The sequence below is a fragment of the Pedobacter sp. GQ55 genome (assembly GCF_059758925.1).
Genome location: NZ_JCAXEI010000007.1, coordinates 125270 through 141801 on the forward strand (window position 1 = coordinate 125270; position 16532 = coordinate 141801).

The 16532-nt window shown below is 37.1% G+C and carries 19 protein-coding genes; 3 read left to right on the forward strand and 16 right to left on the reverse strand.

Annotated features, from left to right (window positions below):
- Positions 1-30: 30 nt before the first annotated feature.
- Entirely contained in the window at positions 31-693 is a 663-nt protein-coding gene (locus tag AC6CH7_RS18435) for a porin family protein (RefSeq protein ID WP_498264140.1), read from the reverse strand.
- Between the two features lie 62 nt (positions 694-755).
- Here AC6CH7_RS18435 and gldB point away from each other — a divergent pair, with 62 nt between their 5' ends.
- Together gldB and AC6CH7_RS18445 are read left to right on the forward strand one after the other, a co-directional pair.
- Positions 756-1799 carry a gliding motility lipoprotein GldB gene (gene gldB, locus AC6CH7_RS18440; protein WP_498264141.1) on the forward strand — a complete coding sequence of 348 codons (1044 nt, stop codon included), beginning with the start codon at positions 756-758 and terminating at the stop codon, positions 1797-1799.
- Between the two features lie 6 nt (positions 1800-1805).
- A complete protein-coding gene (locus AC6CH7_RS18445) occupies positions 1806-2597 on the forward strand; it encodes a patatin-like phospholipase family protein (RefSeq protein ID WP_498264142.1) in 792 nt (263 codons plus the stop codon).
- On the opposite strand, the gene AC6CH7_RS18450 is transcribed toward AC6CH7_RS18445, so the two are convergent.
- From AC6CH7_RS18450 to AC6CH7_RS18480, 7 genes are read right to left on the reverse strand one after another with little or no spacing between them, the layout of a single operon-like run.
- Positions 2581-3309: a 2-phosphosulfolactate phosphatase gene (locus AC6CH7_RS18450; protein ID WP_498264143.1), complete on the reverse strand. Its 729-nt coding sequence runs from the start codon at positions 3307-3309 to the stop codon at positions 2581-2583. The two genes, AC6CH7_RS18445 and AC6CH7_RS18450, sit on opposite strands and share 17 nt — an antisense overlap.
- Before the next feature lie 16 nt (positions 3310-3325).
- Positions 3326-4405: a glycine cleavage system aminomethyltransferase GcvT gene (gene gcvT, locus AC6CH7_RS18455; protein ID WP_498264144.1), complete on the reverse strand. Its 1080-nt coding sequence runs from the start codon at positions 4403-4405 to the stop codon at positions 3326-3328.
- Positions 4406-4445: 40 nt separating this feature from the next.
- The gene (locus AC6CH7_RS18460) at positions 4446-5648 is read right to left on the reverse strand and encodes a glycosyltransferase family 4 protein (RefSeq protein WP_172661657.1); all 1203 of its coding nucleotides are present in this window, start codon (positions 5646-5648) and stop codon (positions 4446-4448) included.
- Between the two features lie 18 nt (positions 5649-5666).
- Complete coding sequence (rnhB, locus tag AC6CH7_RS18465) at positions 5667-6278, reverse strand: ribonuclease HII (RefSeq protein ID WP_294872141.1); 612 nt, start codon at positions 6276-6278, stop codon at positions 5667-5669.
- A gap of 34 nt (positions 6279-6312) precedes the next feature.
- On the reverse strand, positions 6313-7404 hold the full coding sequence (locus AC6CH7_RS18470; protein ID WP_498264145.1) for an ABC transporter permease: 1092 nt from the start codon (positions 7402-7404) through the stop codon (positions 6313-6315).
- Positions 7404-8540, reverse strand: a complete 1137-nt coding sequence (locus AC6CH7_RS18475) for a glycosyltransferase family 2 protein (RefSeq protein ID WP_498264146.1) — start codon at positions 8538-8540, stop codon at positions 7404-7406. Before AC6CH7_RS18475 ends, AC6CH7_RS18470 begins: the two co-directional genes overlap by 1 nt.
- On the reverse strand, positions 8518-9495 hold the full coding sequence (locus AC6CH7_RS18480; RefSeq protein WP_498264248.1) for a hypothetical protein: 978 nt from the start codon (positions 9493-9495) through the stop codon (positions 8518-8520). Before AC6CH7_RS18480 ends, AC6CH7_RS18475 begins: the two co-directional genes overlap by 23 nt.
- A 43-nt stretch (positions 9496-9538) precedes the next feature.
- Between AC6CH7_RS18480 and ruvC the strand changes: the two genes are divergently transcribed.
- Positions 9539-10105, forward strand: coding sequence for a crossover junction endodeoxyribonuclease RuvC (gene ruvC, locus AC6CH7_RS18485; protein ID WP_048907656.1), 567 nt, complete (start codon positions 9539-9541; stop codon positions 10103-10105).
- Here ruvC and AC6CH7_RS18490 read toward each other — a convergent pair.
- The 8 genes from AC6CH7_RS18490 to atpB form a co-directional block, all read right to left on the reverse strand.
- Positions 10095-10958 carry a DUF4349 domain-containing protein gene (locus tag AC6CH7_RS18490; protein WP_498264147.1) on the reverse strand — a complete coding sequence of 288 codons (864 nt, stop codon included), beginning with the start codon at positions 10956-10958 and terminating at the stop codon, positions 10095-10097. The genes ruvC and AC6CH7_RS18490 overlap by 11 nt on opposite strands.
- A 168-nt stretch (positions 10959-11126) precedes the next feature.
- Entirely contained in the window at positions 11127-11342 is a 216-nt protein-coding gene (locus AC6CH7_RS18495; RefSeq protein WP_048907658.1) for a hypothetical protein, read from the reverse strand.
- Positions 11343-11425: 83 nt separating this feature from the next.
- On the reverse strand, positions 11426-12307 hold the full coding sequence (gene atpG / locus AC6CH7_RS18500) for an ATP synthase F1 subunit gamma (RefSeq protein ID WP_498264148.1): 882 nt from the start codon (positions 12305-12307) through the stop codon (positions 11426-11428).
- Between the two features lie 26 nt (positions 12308-12333).
- Positions 12334-13908 (reverse strand): F0F1 ATP synthase subunit alpha, encoded by a 1575-nt coding sequence (gene atpA, locus AC6CH7_RS18505; RefSeq protein WP_048907660.1) that lies wholly within the window; start codon positions 13906-13908, stop codon positions 12334-12336.
- Positions 13909-13970: 62 nt separating this feature from the next.
- Positions 13971-14519, reverse strand: coding sequence for an ATP synthase F1 subunit delta (gene atpH, locus AC6CH7_RS18510; protein ID WP_172661667.1), 549 nt, complete (start codon positions 14517-14519; stop codon positions 13971-13973).
- A gap of 34 nt (positions 14520-14553) precedes the next feature.
- On the reverse strand, positions 14554-15048 hold the full coding sequence (locus AC6CH7_RS18515) for a F0F1 ATP synthase subunit B (RefSeq protein WP_048907662.1): 495 nt from the start codon (positions 15046-15048) through the stop codon (positions 14554-14556).
- Between the two features lie 91 nt (positions 15049-15139).
- Complete coding sequence (atpE, locus tag AC6CH7_RS18520; protein WP_048907663.1) at positions 15140-15352, reverse strand: ATP synthase F0 subunit C; 213 nt, start codon at positions 15350-15352, stop codon at positions 15140-15142.
- A 41-nt stretch (positions 15353-15393) separates the two neighbouring features.
- Entirely contained in the window at positions 15394-16515 is a 1122-nt protein-coding gene (gene atpB / locus AC6CH7_RS18525) for a F0F1 ATP synthase subunit A (RefSeq protein ID WP_498264149.1), read from the reverse strand.
- Positions 16516-16532: the final 17 nt, after the last annotated feature.

Consider the following 16532-nt stretch of genomic DNA (forward strand, 5'->3'; position numbering starts at 1 on the left):
AATTGTAGAAAATGCTGCTAAGTAAATTTATTAAAAGAAAACACCAAAATTAATACCCAGGTAATGATTCCGGATATTATTATTTTTATCGGTGGTAATATCAGTAAAGCCATTGTTATAGGTTAACCCTGCTGCAATACTTGCATTCCCGCTTAGGTCAAACTCAGCTCCTGCACCTAATATTAAGCCTGCACGATATAGTTTAATAGTTTTCGAAATGTTCTCATCGCGCAAGCTTGATTTTCCTGCGGCATCGGCATCTTGTTTGGCTCCGATATTAAAATCGTTTGATAACCCAAATTGGCCATACCAGCGGATGTCGTTGATTTTAACAGTTTTTAGTTTAACTGTAAGCGGCACCTCGATATATTGAAGCTTATACTTAAGTTCATATGGTATTTGAGTTGGAGGAGTAGTTTCTTCAGTAATTACCTGTGTGCTTTTACCATTAATTGTAGTGATGGTAAGGCCTGTTGCAAAACTATAGTTCTCCGCAAAATTAAAATCGCCCATTAAACCATATGAAAATCCAAGAGCAACTCCATTACTTTTACCCACTTGTGGTTTTACCCAACCTATTGTTGGATGAGCTGTTAATCCGAGTCTGAAACCGTAATATGGAGATGAAGAATCTTGTGCAAAAACGCTTCCTGTTACAAACAATAATAATATCGCGATAAATGTGTGTTTCATATAAATATATTTTCCTTTAATGCTTATGAAGCTTGAATAAACTTACTTTATATTTGTTTACAATGATATATAACGTAAAATTCCACCAAAGCTATCTATTTTTTCTATTTGTGTCTGCTTTTTTTTCGTCACTACTGGTTTCATGTACTCAAAGTACTAAACCTGATGTTAGCGCACTACATTTAGATGTAAAAATTGCCCGGTTCGACAAGGATTTATATGCCGGAAAATCTAAAAATCTTAGTGAGACCAATGCGTTCCTGACAAAGAAATACGGTACATTTTACGACGACTATGTGCATAGGATGGTTGGTAATTTTGACTATACAAATCAGGAAATTTTAACCACCCTATACCAGGATTCTGCATACTCAGATTTAAACAAAGAGGTGGATAGTGTTTTTAAAGACAATACACCAATAGAAAAAGATTTATCTGAAACTTTTAAATACATCCTTTATTATTATCCTAAAGCAAAAGTTCCTCAGTTCATATCTTTTGTTTCTGGTTTTGCGGTACAGACACCGATTGGCGACAATTACATGGGCATTGGCCTGGATATGTTTATGGGGAAAAACAGTAAGTTTTACAAAGCTATAGTGCAAAGTGTACCAACTTACCTTTCCCGACGTTTTACTCCTGAATACATTGTTCCGCGAATAACTGAGACTTATGCACGAGAAGAACTGTTTCATGAACGGGACGAAGACAGGACCTTACTTTCAAAGATGATTCATAACGGAAAAATTTTGTACTTTATGGACAAGGTGCTTGATGAGAAAGTTCCAGATTCAGTTAAAATAGGATACACTCAAAAACATTTAGACTGGTGTAAAACTTTTGAAAGTGACATTTGGGCTTATTATCTTCAGAATAACCTATTATTTGAAACCGATTACCAAAAGATACAGGTGCTTTTGAGCGAAGGCCCCTTTACCCCGGGACTTGGAGAGAAAAACGAGTCAGCTCCTAAACTAGGTATCTGGACCGGATGGCAGATTGTAAGAAAGTACATGCAGGAAAATAAAGATGTTACCTTACAACAATTGATGGCTGAACAGAATGCTCAAAAAATATTAAATTTATCAAAGTACAAACCTAAATAATGCTAAATGACTAAAATTGGAATCGTATTATCTGGTGGCGGAATCAGAGGAATTGCACACCTGGGTGTTTTAAAGGCATTTGGAAATGCCGGCATTAAGTTTAGTCACATTAGCGGAACAAGTGCAGGTTCAATTGCAGGAGCCTTATTTGCTTCAGGCATCGATCCTGAAGATGCTTTAAATATTTTTATAAAGACCAAACTCTTAAAATTCCTTCGACCTGCGGTGGGCTCACTGGGCTTAATCAACATTGAAAACACATCAAGTTTATTTAAAGAATACTTTCCTGATGATAGAATTGAAAGCCTAAAGATCCCACTTAGCATTGCTACAACTAATTTTAGCAAAGGAGAACTGGTATACTTTGACAAAGGCCCCCTGATCAGAACCATACAAGCATCTAGCTGTATTCCGGGGATATTTAAACCGATTATGATAGATGATGAGATGTATGTTGACGGGGGTATTTTAAATAACTTTCCAGTTGAACCTTTATTAAATAACTGCGATTTCATTATCGGATCGTCATGCAACCACTTAAAACCCGTCGACAAAATCACCAAGATTACAGCCTTAATGGCAAGAGCGGGTCTAATGTCTGTAAATAAAGATATGGAAGAAAAGGCCGCCTTCTGCAATGTGCTGATTGAGCCAAAAGGAATGGGTGAAATCAGTACTTTTGATATGAAAAAAGCCGAAACTATTTATTGGCTTGCATATGAAGAAACATTGAAAACCATTAAAAGCAATGAAAGCCTAAAGAATCTGCTAAAGGTTCCGATTAAAGAACTGGAGTAGCTTTTAGGGAAACTAAAGCATCACCATCCATAACTGGAATAGCCTGACAAAGATTTAACTGCAAACAGAATCTTACATCTTCTTCTATATTTAATTCAGCCAGTCTGTGGCTGTGAGAAGATTTATGAAGATAACTTCTAAGATCATCTTTAGCCAAGTTGTATAGATCTTCTGCAGCTACAGAAGAATCATCAAAATGAGTAAACTCCTTGCGTAATTCGGCAACCACAGCTCCTGCAAACAGTGTATCTTCCAGATTGAATTTATCTTTCCATCCAGCACAAAGTAATAAAACACTTTTATCCTGAATTTTAAGCCAGCTGCATAAGGCCTGTAGATTTAAAAAAGAGCCCATCACTACCTGATGTGCTCTTTTTCTAGCCATATGAAGGGCTTTTGTTCCATTAGTAGTTGTAAGCACTACAGTTCTGCCTCCAACCTTTTCAGTTGTATAAGAGAAAGGTGAATTCCCGAAGTCGTATCCTTCTACTACTTGTCCGTCACGTTCGGCTGCCAGTAAAAATCCTTTATCAGAATAGTTAAGACAATCCTCTACGTTTGCTACCGGTATAATTGCAGTTGCGCCGTTATCTATTCCATAAACAATGGACGAGGTAGCTCTGAGTACGTCAATGACTACGACAATGCTATCTTCAATAGCATACAGATCTAATAATGCAGGCGTTAAACAAACTTCTATACTCTTTTGCATCGACAGGATATGGCTTTTATTTATAAAAAGGGAATTTAACTACTTTGGCTTTAATCTTATTATTACGGATATTGATAAAAATCTCGGTTCCTTCTTTATCCATGCCTTTTGAAATGTATCCCATTCCTATTGCCTTTTGTAAAGACGGAGATTGAGTACCGGAAGTAACTTTACCAATTACATTCCCTTCTGCATCAACTATTTCATAATCATGACGAGGTATCCCCCTGTCAATCATTTCAAATCCCACAAGTTTACGTGTAATACCTGCTTCTTTTTGAGCTAATAAAGCCTCAGAGTTGGTGAACTTCTTGGTGAATTTAGTGATCCATCCTAATCCTGCTTCAATTGGAGACGTAGCGTCATCAATATCATTTCCATATAAACAGAAACCCATTTCTAAACGCAAAGTATCACGGGCACCCAGGCCAATAGGCTTCATATTGAAAGGTTTACCTGCTTCAAAAATAGCATCCCAGATTTTATCAGCGTGTTCGTTATCAAAATAGATCTCGAAACCACCAGCACCAGTATAACCGGTTGCAGAGATCACAACATTATCAACACCAGCAAATGCACCTTTTACGAAGTTGTAATACTCCATAGCAGCAAGATCAACGTCAGTTAACCCTTGCAAGGCTTCAGCCGCTTTAGGCCCTTGTATAGCAAGCAAGGATGTTTTATCAGAAATATTATGCATTTCTACACCTTTATCATTGAACTTCTGAATCCAGTTCCAATCCTTATCTATGTTAGATGCGTTAACAACCAACATATATGTTTTTTCATCTATACGATAAACCAATAAATCATCAACAATACCTCCGTCCTCATTTGGAAGGCAAGAGTATTGTACTTTCCCATCATAAAGTTTTGAAGCATCATTGCTGGTAACACGTTGAATTAAATCTAACGCATTCTCGCCCTTTAAAATAAATTCGCCCATATGGCTAACGTCAAAAACGCCAACGCCGTTTCTCACCACAGCATGTTCTGCATTTATGCCTTCGTATTGAACTGGCATATTGTAACCTGCAAATGGCACCATTTTAGCCCCTAAAGAGATGTGTTTATCTGTTAATGCGGTATTCTTCATATTCTATATCTGTAAAAACGTGGGCAAAGGTATATAAAATTTAAGCACTTACTAACTTTTGGTAGATATTCAACATCCTTTTAGAGATGGAAAAAAAGTCATGATCGCGCTCCACCGTTTTTCTTGCATTTTCACCGATTTCACGCCATTTTTTAGGGTTGGTGATGCATTGCAGTATAGACCTGTAAAACTCGTCGGCAGTATTGGCTATAAGAATATCTTTACCATGTTCGCACTTGATTCCTTCGGCAGCCATGCTTGTTGCAATGATACATTTACTCATAGCCATACCTTCGATAATCTTTACCCGCATCCCACTGCCAGACAGCAGCGGAACTATCATAATCGCTTTAGAATTTATAAATTCTATTGCGTCAAAAATTTCACCTTCTACTACCAGGTTCTCAGAGTCATACTCAAAAAACTCTCTTGGCATGTTTTTTCCAGCGATATAAAAACGCAACTCACTACTTAATTTTTCTATATCCGGCCATATTTCATCAAGAAACCATTCCAATCCCTCTTTATTTGGCCGCCAATCCATTGCCCCTAAATGAAACAATGTGGGAAAGCTGGTTTTAGAGGGGTCTGTAACATATTTTTTAAAATCTAGTGCTACGGGAAAAACTTCAAGAGCTGTTTCACAACCAAACCGAAGAATACTTTGCCTGTCTTGTTCACTTATAGCAAAGACCTGGTGAAATCTGTTCATCTGTTCGGTTTCATAAACCTTTAAACGGCGGGCAAGAAATTGTAAATACATTCGTCTTGGCGTAAACTTTTCGGTTCTTGCAATACGCTCCCAAACATCAAACTCTATATTATGCGCTCTATAAACCACTTTGGCCTTACTATTCGCTTTAACAATATCCAGATAGGGTACCACAAACAGCCCCTCGAATTGAATAATATCAAATTCATTTTCTCTTAAAATATCTTCAAGCAGTTTAGCTGCCTCATCGTCAAAATACCTTGAAACGTTATAAGACTGATTAGAGAAAACATTAAATAACGCACCCCAAACATTAACCTCAGTATCCAAGCTAAAGGAATGGAATTTTATGCTATCAAAGACAGGGTCGTAAATATCATCCACATCAACTCTGTGCTTATTAGTGTTAATGCTAAATAAGGTTATTTCCAGGCCAAGTTGTAATAAACCCTTAATAGTGTTATAAACTACTATGGGATATCCGCTATTTGGCGGAAAGGGGACCCTATTTGTCAGAATTAATATTTTCAAATCACGTGAAAATACTAATTATCCTTCGTTTTCGGAAAATAGAGCCAGTTGCGGATTGCTAATTGTGAAAGTTTTACGGTGAAATGGCGACAATCCATGCTCTAAGGCAGCCATCCGATGTACTATTGTTGGATACCCTTTATTTTGATGCCACTGATAATGAGGATATTGGATCGATATATTTTCCATGAATTCATCTCTATGGGTCTTAGCAAGAATAGACGCTGCTGCAATATTTAAATATTTACCATCTCCTTTTACAATGCAGGTATGAGGAATATTTGGATATGCTTTAAAACGGTTTCCATCTATGCTTAGGTATTCCGGCCTTACGGCGAGCTTTTCTACCGCTCTGTGCATCGCAAGGAACGAGGCATTGAGGATATTAATCTTATCTATTTCCAGGTGGTCAACTTCTGCTACTGCCCAGGCAATTGCCTCTCTTTCTATGATCACTCTTAAATTACAGCGCTGTTTATGAGTAAGCTTTTTAGAATCAGTTAACTCTCCGGCAATAAAATCAGGAGGCAAAATTACAGCAGCAGCAAATACTGGCCCTGCCAAACAACCTCTCCCTGCTTCATCACATCCGGCTTCTAGTAATTCATTCTGGTAACAGTTCAATAGCATATTACAACAAAGTTAGTAAATTTAATAGTTGTGGCTACACTGAGATATTTTGCGACTTTACATCAAACGCATCTCTCAATCCAATAGCTAATAAATTAAACGCATATACCGTAAGCATAATTGCCAGTCCAGGTAAAATAGCCAGGTAGGCAGCATCCATAATAATGTATCCGTAATGCTCCTTTATCATGCCTCCCCAACTAGCCATCGGCGGTTGTGCCCCAAAGCCTAAAAAGCTCAATCCTGTTTCTAAAAGTATTGCTGAAGCGAAATTTGCAGAAGCAACGACAAGTATCGGACCGGCAATATTAGGCAAGATATGCCTTATGATGATTCTTGGGGTTGAGTATCCAAGTGCCTTTGATGCTTCTACAAATTCTACCTCCTTTAATGCCATTACTTGTCCGCGTACCAAACGGGCCACATCAACCCAGGTAGATAGTCCCACTGCTATAAATATTTGCCAGAATCCTTTACCAAGTGCAAAGGAAATTGCAATGACCAGCAATAGCGAGGGTAATGACCAAATCACGTTCATAAACCAGCTAATTGCTGCATCAGTTTTACCTCCAAAATAACCCGCCAAGGCACCTAAACTAACTCCAATAAAAAGCGAAATAAGTACAGCCATTAATCCTACCGACAATGACACGCGAATGCCAAGGATCAATCTACTTAACAGATCTCGACCATAAACATCTGTTCCCAGCCAAAAAGTCCGTGTATAGCGATTATTCCCCTTAACTAAAAGATAACTGGTTTCCTCTGCTTGTTCGTCATCGCCAATATATTCTCTTGCATAAACTTTGCCCTGGTTTTCGCGATAAGAAGTAATAGGTATGCTCTTAAAATCTGCCTCCTGTCCATAAAGCATCTTCTCAAAGAAATTAACTTTCCTAATGTTCTTATTTTTACTAACAATTAAAAAGTCAAAGGTTCTGCCCGGTTTCTTATTTGTAAGCTGAAGATGCATGGTATTCGCATTTGGGGTTTGATCAGGTGTGATTGTATAACCAAGAATGCCCATAATGATAAGCGTGATAATAAATAATAACCCTCCAAAGGCTAGTTTATTTTTCCTAAAGCGTTTCCAGACTTTTCTTGAAGGGCTATTGTGTGCTTCCACTATTTTACCATTCTCCCTTTCCAGTTGTATTTCCCGGAGTTGCCGGCGATACCAATATAAACGATGTAAATCATATGCAATATGTTTAATACAGGCAGCAGAAGCAATAATTTTCTCCTTTTTGCAAAACCAGTCACATCATATAAAAATAAGAATTCAACTAATATTTTTGCTAGTATTTGAAATATTGCCAATTTAAAATAGAATCCTATAAACAAGCCGATACCCAGATTCATAAGCACACTAAGGTTGAACAACCATATGCAAACACCAAGAACAATGATCGATTTATTTTTATACCGGGTACTTTTTGAAGCCCAGCGCTTCCTCTGTTGAATAAACTCTTTTAAGGTAGGTTTCGCATGGGTATAAACAATAGCCTCCCTATTCTTTAAAAATCCAACATTATTGTTGAAGCGAGCAGCTATTTTATGCAAAAGCAATTCATCATCACCGGAGGCAAGGTCATCAATTCCTTTAAACCCACCTACCTCATAAAACGCATCCTTCTCATAAGCCAAATTGGCACCATTGCAGGTAGAGGGTTGTTTATTTCCTATTGTTGATGCACCCAAACCTATTAAATAAAGAAACTCCAGCGATTGGGCCCGCTCAAAGAAACTTTTCTCTTGAAAATAAGCAACCGGTGAGGAAATCATTTTATAATTCCCTGCCTCATAAAATTGGATTACCGTTTTTAACCAATCAGGTCCCATTCTGCAATCAGCATCTGTAGTAATTATCAACGTACCGGTCGACTGTCCTATAGCAGTCTGTATCGCCTTTTTTTTATAGGAGTTTAAAGCTTGATCCTCGTTAAGGCAAATTAATTTTACACCTCGGCCTGCATACGATCTTATAATTTCAGCGGTATTGTCTGTAGAGTGATCATCGATGAAGATAATTTCTGTAAGTTCCTTATTATAGCTTTGTGCGAGCAGATCATCAATAGTTTTTGAAATATTTGTTTCTTCATTACGGGCAGCTACCAAAATTGACACGCTGGTTTTTCGTTCACCCTCAGAAGTCTTAAAATATATAAGGCTACGCCACCCCTTAATAAAGGCTATAACCACTATTACATATAAAATAGTTAAGAAAGAGGAGAGATAACTAACTGCGCTGAATATTTCCAAAGAAATTAAGTTTAAAAACGAAATAAGTGCCTAATATAGCAGGAATTATAATATTTATTAGCCAGATACCAGCAGTGCACGCTATAACTGCAATATTCTGATCTGTTATAAAGCCAAAAAAGTAAGATGCAGTAACGCTTCTAACCCCTATATCAAAAAGATCAAGGGAAGGTAAAGTAGACTGTACGAAAAACAGAATACTCACCATCATCATGATATCCAGATAGTGTAATTCAGGTATTAGCCAATAGAAAAGGATAAAGTATTGGGTACTAAATACAACATATCTTGACAAGCAAAACAGCAATATATTTAGCAGTTCCCTTTTCTGATACCTGGCAAGAACCCCATAGAATCTTTTGTATTTACGTGTAAAACGCATGGACACCAAAATTCCATTTAACCATTTTATATTAAAATAGAAAATGATAAAAAACAAACAGAACATTATCGAAAGGATTACCAGGGCATAAAACAGCCGGTAATCTATATTTACAAACTTGTAGATGAAAATACATAGTGCTATTGCACCAAACACATTGGTAAGTACCATCTGGCCTATATTCCCGACTGCCATGGCCACTACGCCTACAATCCTTCTTTTAGGCGACAGGAAGAAGACCCGGCCACCATATTCTCCGATTCTGTTGGGAGTAAATACTGCCCAGGTTAATCCACAGAATACAGATTCAATAGATCTCCAAATACTAATTTTCTCAATCCCTGAAACTAACCTTCTCCACTTCAGCGCTTCCAACCCCCAGTTCAAAAGCATAAGAACAATAACCGCAGTCATCACCAGGATGATTTCTGATTGAGGAATTTGCTTTAATAGATTTTTAAATGAGCTTAAATTCTCATTATTTGACAGTTTGTTGTAAATGATCCAAAAGGCAAATACAACAATTGCTGTTTTAATAAAGTAGGAAAGTATTTTTTTGTACCGCGATGTCAACTTTTTTGCATTTACTATCTGCAAATATGCTTAATATTGTTTTATGTTGGCTGAAAAAAAGGAAAGGGTGATCATGGGCATAGACCCGGGAACTTCAATAATGGGATATGGAGTAGTGCTGGAGAAAGGAAGTAAAATTGAATTAATCACCATGGGGATCGTCAGGATGGATCATATGGATGATCACTTTTTGAAATTACAGCGCATTTTTGAAAAAACCATTCTACTTTTGGATGAGTTTAAACCTGATGTTTTAGCGCTAGAAGCTCCTTTTTATGGAAAAAACATTCAGGTTATGTTAAAATTAGGTCGGGCACAAGGTGTAGCAATGGCGGCGGCCCTATCCAGAAATATCCCAATTGCAGAATATGCACCACGGAAAATCAAACAATCCATAACAGGGAACGGCAATACAAGTAAAGAACAAGTGGCGGCTATGTTACAGCGCCTATTAAATTTTAAGGAAACACCCGAATTTCTGGATGCTACAGATGGTTTAGCCGTTGCTGTTTGTCATTCTTTTCAGAGGGTAAGCACCAGCGGAGCAGGTAAATCCTACTCCGGCTGGGAGGCATTTGCCAAAGACAATAAAAAACGACTTAAGCAGTAACCTGATTTGCATTAGCTACTTTTCTTTTGCGATAATACTTAAAGCTGAAATATGCTGCTATACCAATTAATATCCAAACCCATAAGTTCATTGCAACAAGTATAACTTCTTTAAAGATGTACCATCCGTTCTGAAAGCTCAATCCCAATCGGGTAAAGAAGTTTGGACGGTAACTATACAAATCATCATTTCCAACAAGAATGCTTTTAACAGTATTGTCCTGATAAAAATTAAGGGTAATTGTACTGTACTGCACTTTGTTATCGATCATCAGATTTTCTATCTTTTTATCTACGTAATCATCTTTAAGAGATAGCGAGGTTTCTACATTATTACTCTTCTTATTGGCATGTTTGTTAAGTTGTTCCACAGCCTCAACCCTATTTTCATTCTTTAGTTTATTACTCAAATAAACAATACTTTGATCATCCATTTTAAGCGACTGCTGGTCTATAAAAACAGCCAGCTTTGCCACTTTGTTGGTAAACTCATCTAGCTTATCTGAAGGAACTTTTGCTATTATGAGTCCTTCTGTGCGATAAGAAGTGAGCTCCAGTAACGAGTCTGTAGAATACTTTACCTTTTCTGTTTGTTGAATATTACTTTGAACGGTGAACTCTGCAATGGTTCCTCCCTCTGCTTTTATTGCCGAGCTTAATTTCTCTTTTGTATTCTGTACATCCTTAACCCTGAAACGCATATCTGCAGTCTTGATGATCTTTTCACTTAGCAGTGAATCTGTTGTCTCCAGATTTGCACTTGTGAAATCTGAATTTTCTAGTTTTGAATCTTTATTACTGTTGCACGAAAACATAGCTATTGCCAATATACAATAGATTAAATATTTTATCATATTATTAATGATTAGGTTTTTTCCTTAATACCAAATATTAAATTAGGTAACCTAAAAATTTCAATAAATAAGATCAACTTTACTATTAATCATATAAACGTTACAAAAAAAAAGTCCTCACCAGCTTTTGCTAATGAGGACGTTCTTAAAAAAAATAATTTTATATTCTTATGCGTCTAATATTTTGAATACGCCTTTACAAGCGATGATAGCACCGATTAAAAGTATTGCCCACGAGATAATAGACAATGTGGTAGAGTCACCAGCAAAGCGTAAAAATACGCCCAAAATACCAACTAAAATCCCAACAGTCATCAACTTATAAATTGAGATCTCATTAGCTCTTTTCATGCTTTCTGTATTGTGTTTTGGTGTCTGTTCCATTTTACTGTTTTTATTTACTGCGCAAAAATAATATTTTTTAAACTAATACAGCATATTACGCTGATCTTTTTAATCACTCAATTTTATCCGTTCAAAGCCGCTGCACCACTTACTATTTCTGTAAGCTCTGTGGTAATTGCAGCCTGACGAGCCTGGTTGTAAGAAAGCTTTAAGGCTTTCAACAAGTCACCAGCATTTTCAGTTGCTTTATCCATTGATGTCATACGGGCACCATGCTCGGAAGCATGAGAATCCAATATAGCTTTGAACAATTGAATCTTAATTGACTTAGGTATTAGCTGCTCAACTATTTCCTCCTGAGAAGGCTCTAAAATATAGTCCACGTTAGTAGATTTCTCTTCTGCCGCATCCTGCCCACTAGTTAATGGAATTAATTGTTCTGTTGTTAAAATTTGAACAGCAGCATTTTTAAATCTGTTGTATACCAATTCAACTCTATCATAATCGCCTTTGGCAAAGCCTTTCATGATAGCGTCAGTGATCTTGGTTACATTTTCAAAAGTAAGATCAGCATATACCTCGTTATTGTTTCCAATGACGTTGTAGTTACGTTTTTCGAAGAAATCCTGAGCTTTCTTTCCTATTGCTACTATACTTACATTACCATTTTTTAACTGTTCGCTATACTTCTCGGCAATTAAATTATTAGTAGTTTTAATCACGTTCATATTAAACGCGCCAGCTAAACCACGGTTAGAAGAAACCACAATGATCAAAACCTTGTTAGGCTCACGCTCTTGTATAAAAGGTGATGATGATCCCTCTAAATTAGCAGAAAGATTTCCTAAGATCTCTTTTAGCTTGGTAGCATAAGGACGTAACTGTATGATAGCATTAGTTGCACGCTTCAACTTAGCAGCCGAAACCATTTTCATGGCTTTGGTAATCTGCTGAGTAGATTGTACCGATGCTATTCGAATTCTTACTTCTTTTAAATTAGCCATTCTTCTTTATCTTCAGTTCAGCTTTATTAGTATTTACTTGAAAGCTCTTTAGCCACAGTTTCTAATACTCCAGTGATTGAATCATCTAATTTACCAGCTTTTAAAGCTTTTAAAGTTTCTGGATGACGCAACTCTAATTGTTGTAAATATTCCGCTTCAAACTCTCTTACTTTATTTACAGGAACTGAACGCATTAAGTTTTTAGTACCGATGTAAATAATAGCAACTTGTTTCTCAACAGTCATTGGAGAGAACTGACCTTGTTTCAAAATCTCTACGTTACGTGAACCTTTATCAAGAACTGACTTAGTAGCAGCATCCAGATCTGAACCGAATTTAGAGAACGCCTCTAACTCACGGTATTGAGCCTGATCTAATTTTAATGTACCTGCAACTTTCTTCATCGATTTGATCTGCGCGTTACCGCCCACACGTGATACCGAGATACCTACGTTAATTGCCGGACGAACACCAGAGTTGAACAAGTTACTTTCTAAGAAGATCTGACCGTCAGTAATTGAAATTACGTTGGTAGGAATATATGCAGAAACGTCACCGGCCTGAGTTTCGATAATAGGTAATGCAGTTAATGAACCACCACCTTTAACGATACCTTTTAATGATTCAGGTAAATCGTTCATTGCTTGTGCAATCTCGTCATTCGAGTTGATCTTAGCAGCACGCTCTAATAAACGACTGTGAAGATAGAACACGTCACCTGGATAAGCCTCACGACCCGGTGGACGACGTAACAACAATGACACCTCACGGTATGCAACAGCTTGTTTAGATAAATCATCATAAACAATTAAAGCCGGTCTTCCAGTATCCCGGAAAAACTCACCTATCGCTGCACCTGAGAAAGGAGCATAGAACTGCAATGGAGCAGGTTCAGCAGCAGAAGCAGCAACAACTACTGTATATGGCATTGCACCATTCTCTTCAAGAGTACGTACAACGTTTGCTACAGTACTTGCTTTCTGACCACAAGCTACGTATATACAGAATACAGGATTACCTGCTTCATAAAATTCTCTTTGGTTGATAATGGTATCGATACATACAGCTGTTTTCCCAATCTGACGATCGCCAATAACAAGCTCACGCTGACCACGGCCAATAGGAATCATCCCATCAATAGCTTTAATACCAGTTTGTAAAGGCTCAGTTACCGGCTGACGATAAATCACACCAGGTGCTTTACGCTCAATCGGCATTTCGTAAGTTTCACCTAAAATAGGTCCTTTACCGTCGATTGGCTCACCAAGCGTATTGACAACACGTCCTAGCATACCTTCACCAACTTTAATAGAGGCAATTTTTTTAGTACGTTTAATAGTATCACCCTCTTTGATTTTGTCTGAAGGGCCCAATAGAACCACACCAACATTATCTTCTTCAAGGTTCAAAACAATACCTTGCAAGCCGGTTTCAAATTCAACTAACTCGCCCGATTGAACTTTAGTTAAACCATAAACACGGGCAATACCATCACCCACCTGCAATACGGTGCCAACTTCTTCAAGTTCTGCTTCTGATTTGAAGCCCGCCAATTGTTGCCTGATAATTGCCGATACTTCGTCTGGTCTTACCTCTACCATAATTTTATATTATTTCTTTTGTAAATTCAGTATTTATTATCTCTTATTATTTCGTCTCAGGATTAAACAATTCCCTGAGCAAATTCCTTTTTAAGTTTATTTAAACCACTTGAAATACTTGCATCAAATTGTTTATCTCCAACTTTTAAAATAAAGCCACCAATTAATTTGTCATTAACTTTTTCTTTAACAACAACTTCGTTAGCGCCTATTTCCTTTTTAACAATAGCTACAATTTCAGCTCTGCTTGCAGGTGTAAGTTCCACAGCAGACGTTACATCTGCAGTAACAATACCTTTGATAAAGTTGTATTGAGCAATAAAAGCTTTTGCTGTACCAAATAAAATCGCAGAACGACCTTTGCTTACAACCAATTTCATAAAGACTTTTGTAACCTGATGAACCTTAGAACCAAATATATTTTCTAAAATTCCTGCTTTTTTATCTAAAGGAACTATAGGGTTTTTAAGGATAGCTTCTAATTCAGAATTATCATTAATTACTCGTTCTAAAAGAACCATATCATTTTTGATTTCTTCTAAAGCATTTTGCTCTGTAGAAAGATCTATTAATGATTTGGCATATCTCGATGCTGCTTTATTTTCTGACATTTTCTTTGGTATATCTAGCTAAACAAACTATCAATTAGTTTAATTCAACATCTTTTAAAAGATTAGCAACTAAATCCTGCTGTTTTGCTTTATCTTCAAGCTGGCTACGTAACACACGCTCAGCAATCTCTAAAGATAAAGTTGAAACCTGACTCTTAAGTTCTGCTAAAGCAGCTTTCTTTTGATTTTCAATTTCAATTTTAGCTTTCTCAATTAACTTAGCACCTTCGTTATGAGCTTGCGTTTTAGCTTCATGAACAATACTGTCTTTTAGGGCTTTAGCCTCTTTTAAGATATGATCGCGTTCAGCACGGGCCTCTTTCATTAACTCCTCATTCTGAGCAGTTAAACGAGCCATCTCATGTTTCGCAAGTTCAGCTTTATTTAAAGCCTCATCAATTGATTGCTCACGTTCATGAATAGCAGCAAGAATGGGTTTCCATGCAAATTTCTTAAGCAATATTAATAAGCAAACAAATGCGACTGCTGTCCAAAAAACTAATCCTATGGTAGGGGTTACTAATTCCATTTTATATAATACTTTAAACTTATTCTACTTTATTAAGGCAGGTATATAACCAATCGTTAAATACCTGCCTAAACTTTTTCAGTTTGAGCTATTAAACACCTAAGCCTAATAATGCAACTACCACACCGAATAAAGCAGCACCCTCAATAAGGGCAGCAGCAATAATCATTGCAGTCTGAATTTTTGATGCAGCTTCTGGCTGACGAGCAATACCTTCCATTGCTTTTCCACCTACCTGACCGATACCGATACCGGCACCAATTACTGCTAAACCGGCACCTATCGCCGCGATTGAACCTACCATAACTAATTTAATTTATATAATTTGTAAAAAATAGTTTCTAATTAATGATGCTCTTCTACTGCCATACCTATAAACAGGGCAGTAAGTAATGTAAATATAAAGGCTTGTAAAAATGCTACCAGTAATTCCAAAACATCCATAAACAATACGAAAGCAACAGATACCGGCGCAATAGCCAATGTTTTAAAAATAAATATCAATGAGATCAAACTCAATACGATAATGTGACCTGCAGTAATGTTAGCAAACAAACGAACCATTAACGCAAAAGGTTTAGAAATCACACCTACAACCTCAACTACAACCATAAGTGGCCATAACCAGAAAGGTACGTTAGGTAAAAAGATGTGCTTCCAGTAATATTTGTTACCATTGATATTCACAATGATCATGGTAAACAATGAAAGAACAAATGTTAATGAGATGTTACCAGTTACGTTAGCACCTCCTGGGAAAATAGGAATTAATCCTAAAACGTTATTAATCCAGATAAAGAAAAACACGGTTAGCAGGTAAGGCATAAACTTAGCGTGCTTATGTCCGATGTTCGGTTTAGCTATATCATCTCTTACGAAAATAATGATTGGCTCAACAAATGACTGCAAACCTTTAGGTGCTTTACCAACACGTTTCTTATATGCACCAGCAACTGATATAAATATGATCAGAATAACTGCTATTGCAACAAACATTGCAGCAACATTCTTAGTAATAGAAAAATCAAGAACTTTAGATGAAGCAGCCTCATCCACCTGACCATCGGCTCCAACAATTTTAATCTTGTCTTCAACCAAACGATAAGTATTCTTCGATCCGGCATAATCATGCTCACCATGATGAAAGTGACCAGACGAGAAAAACTCTACACCAGCAGGAGTATACAATATTACAGGAAGAGGAACTGAAAGGTGACCCCAAAGATGCCACATATGCGAATCTGCAATGTGTTCCATAATTACCTTGGTTGGTTCAAATTTCTTCTCACCATGCTCGGCGTCATGAGCACCTTCAACATGAGCCGCAGTTACGGCAGTATCAGCAGAAACAACTGCAGTATCCCCCTGAGCAAAAACTCCAGACGAAACCGACAGAAACGCTAAAAAAAGCGTAAAAACAACAATTAACCTTTTCACTTTAAACTCAAAAACGTGGCTACAATCCATTTAGTCGCAGATTTTTA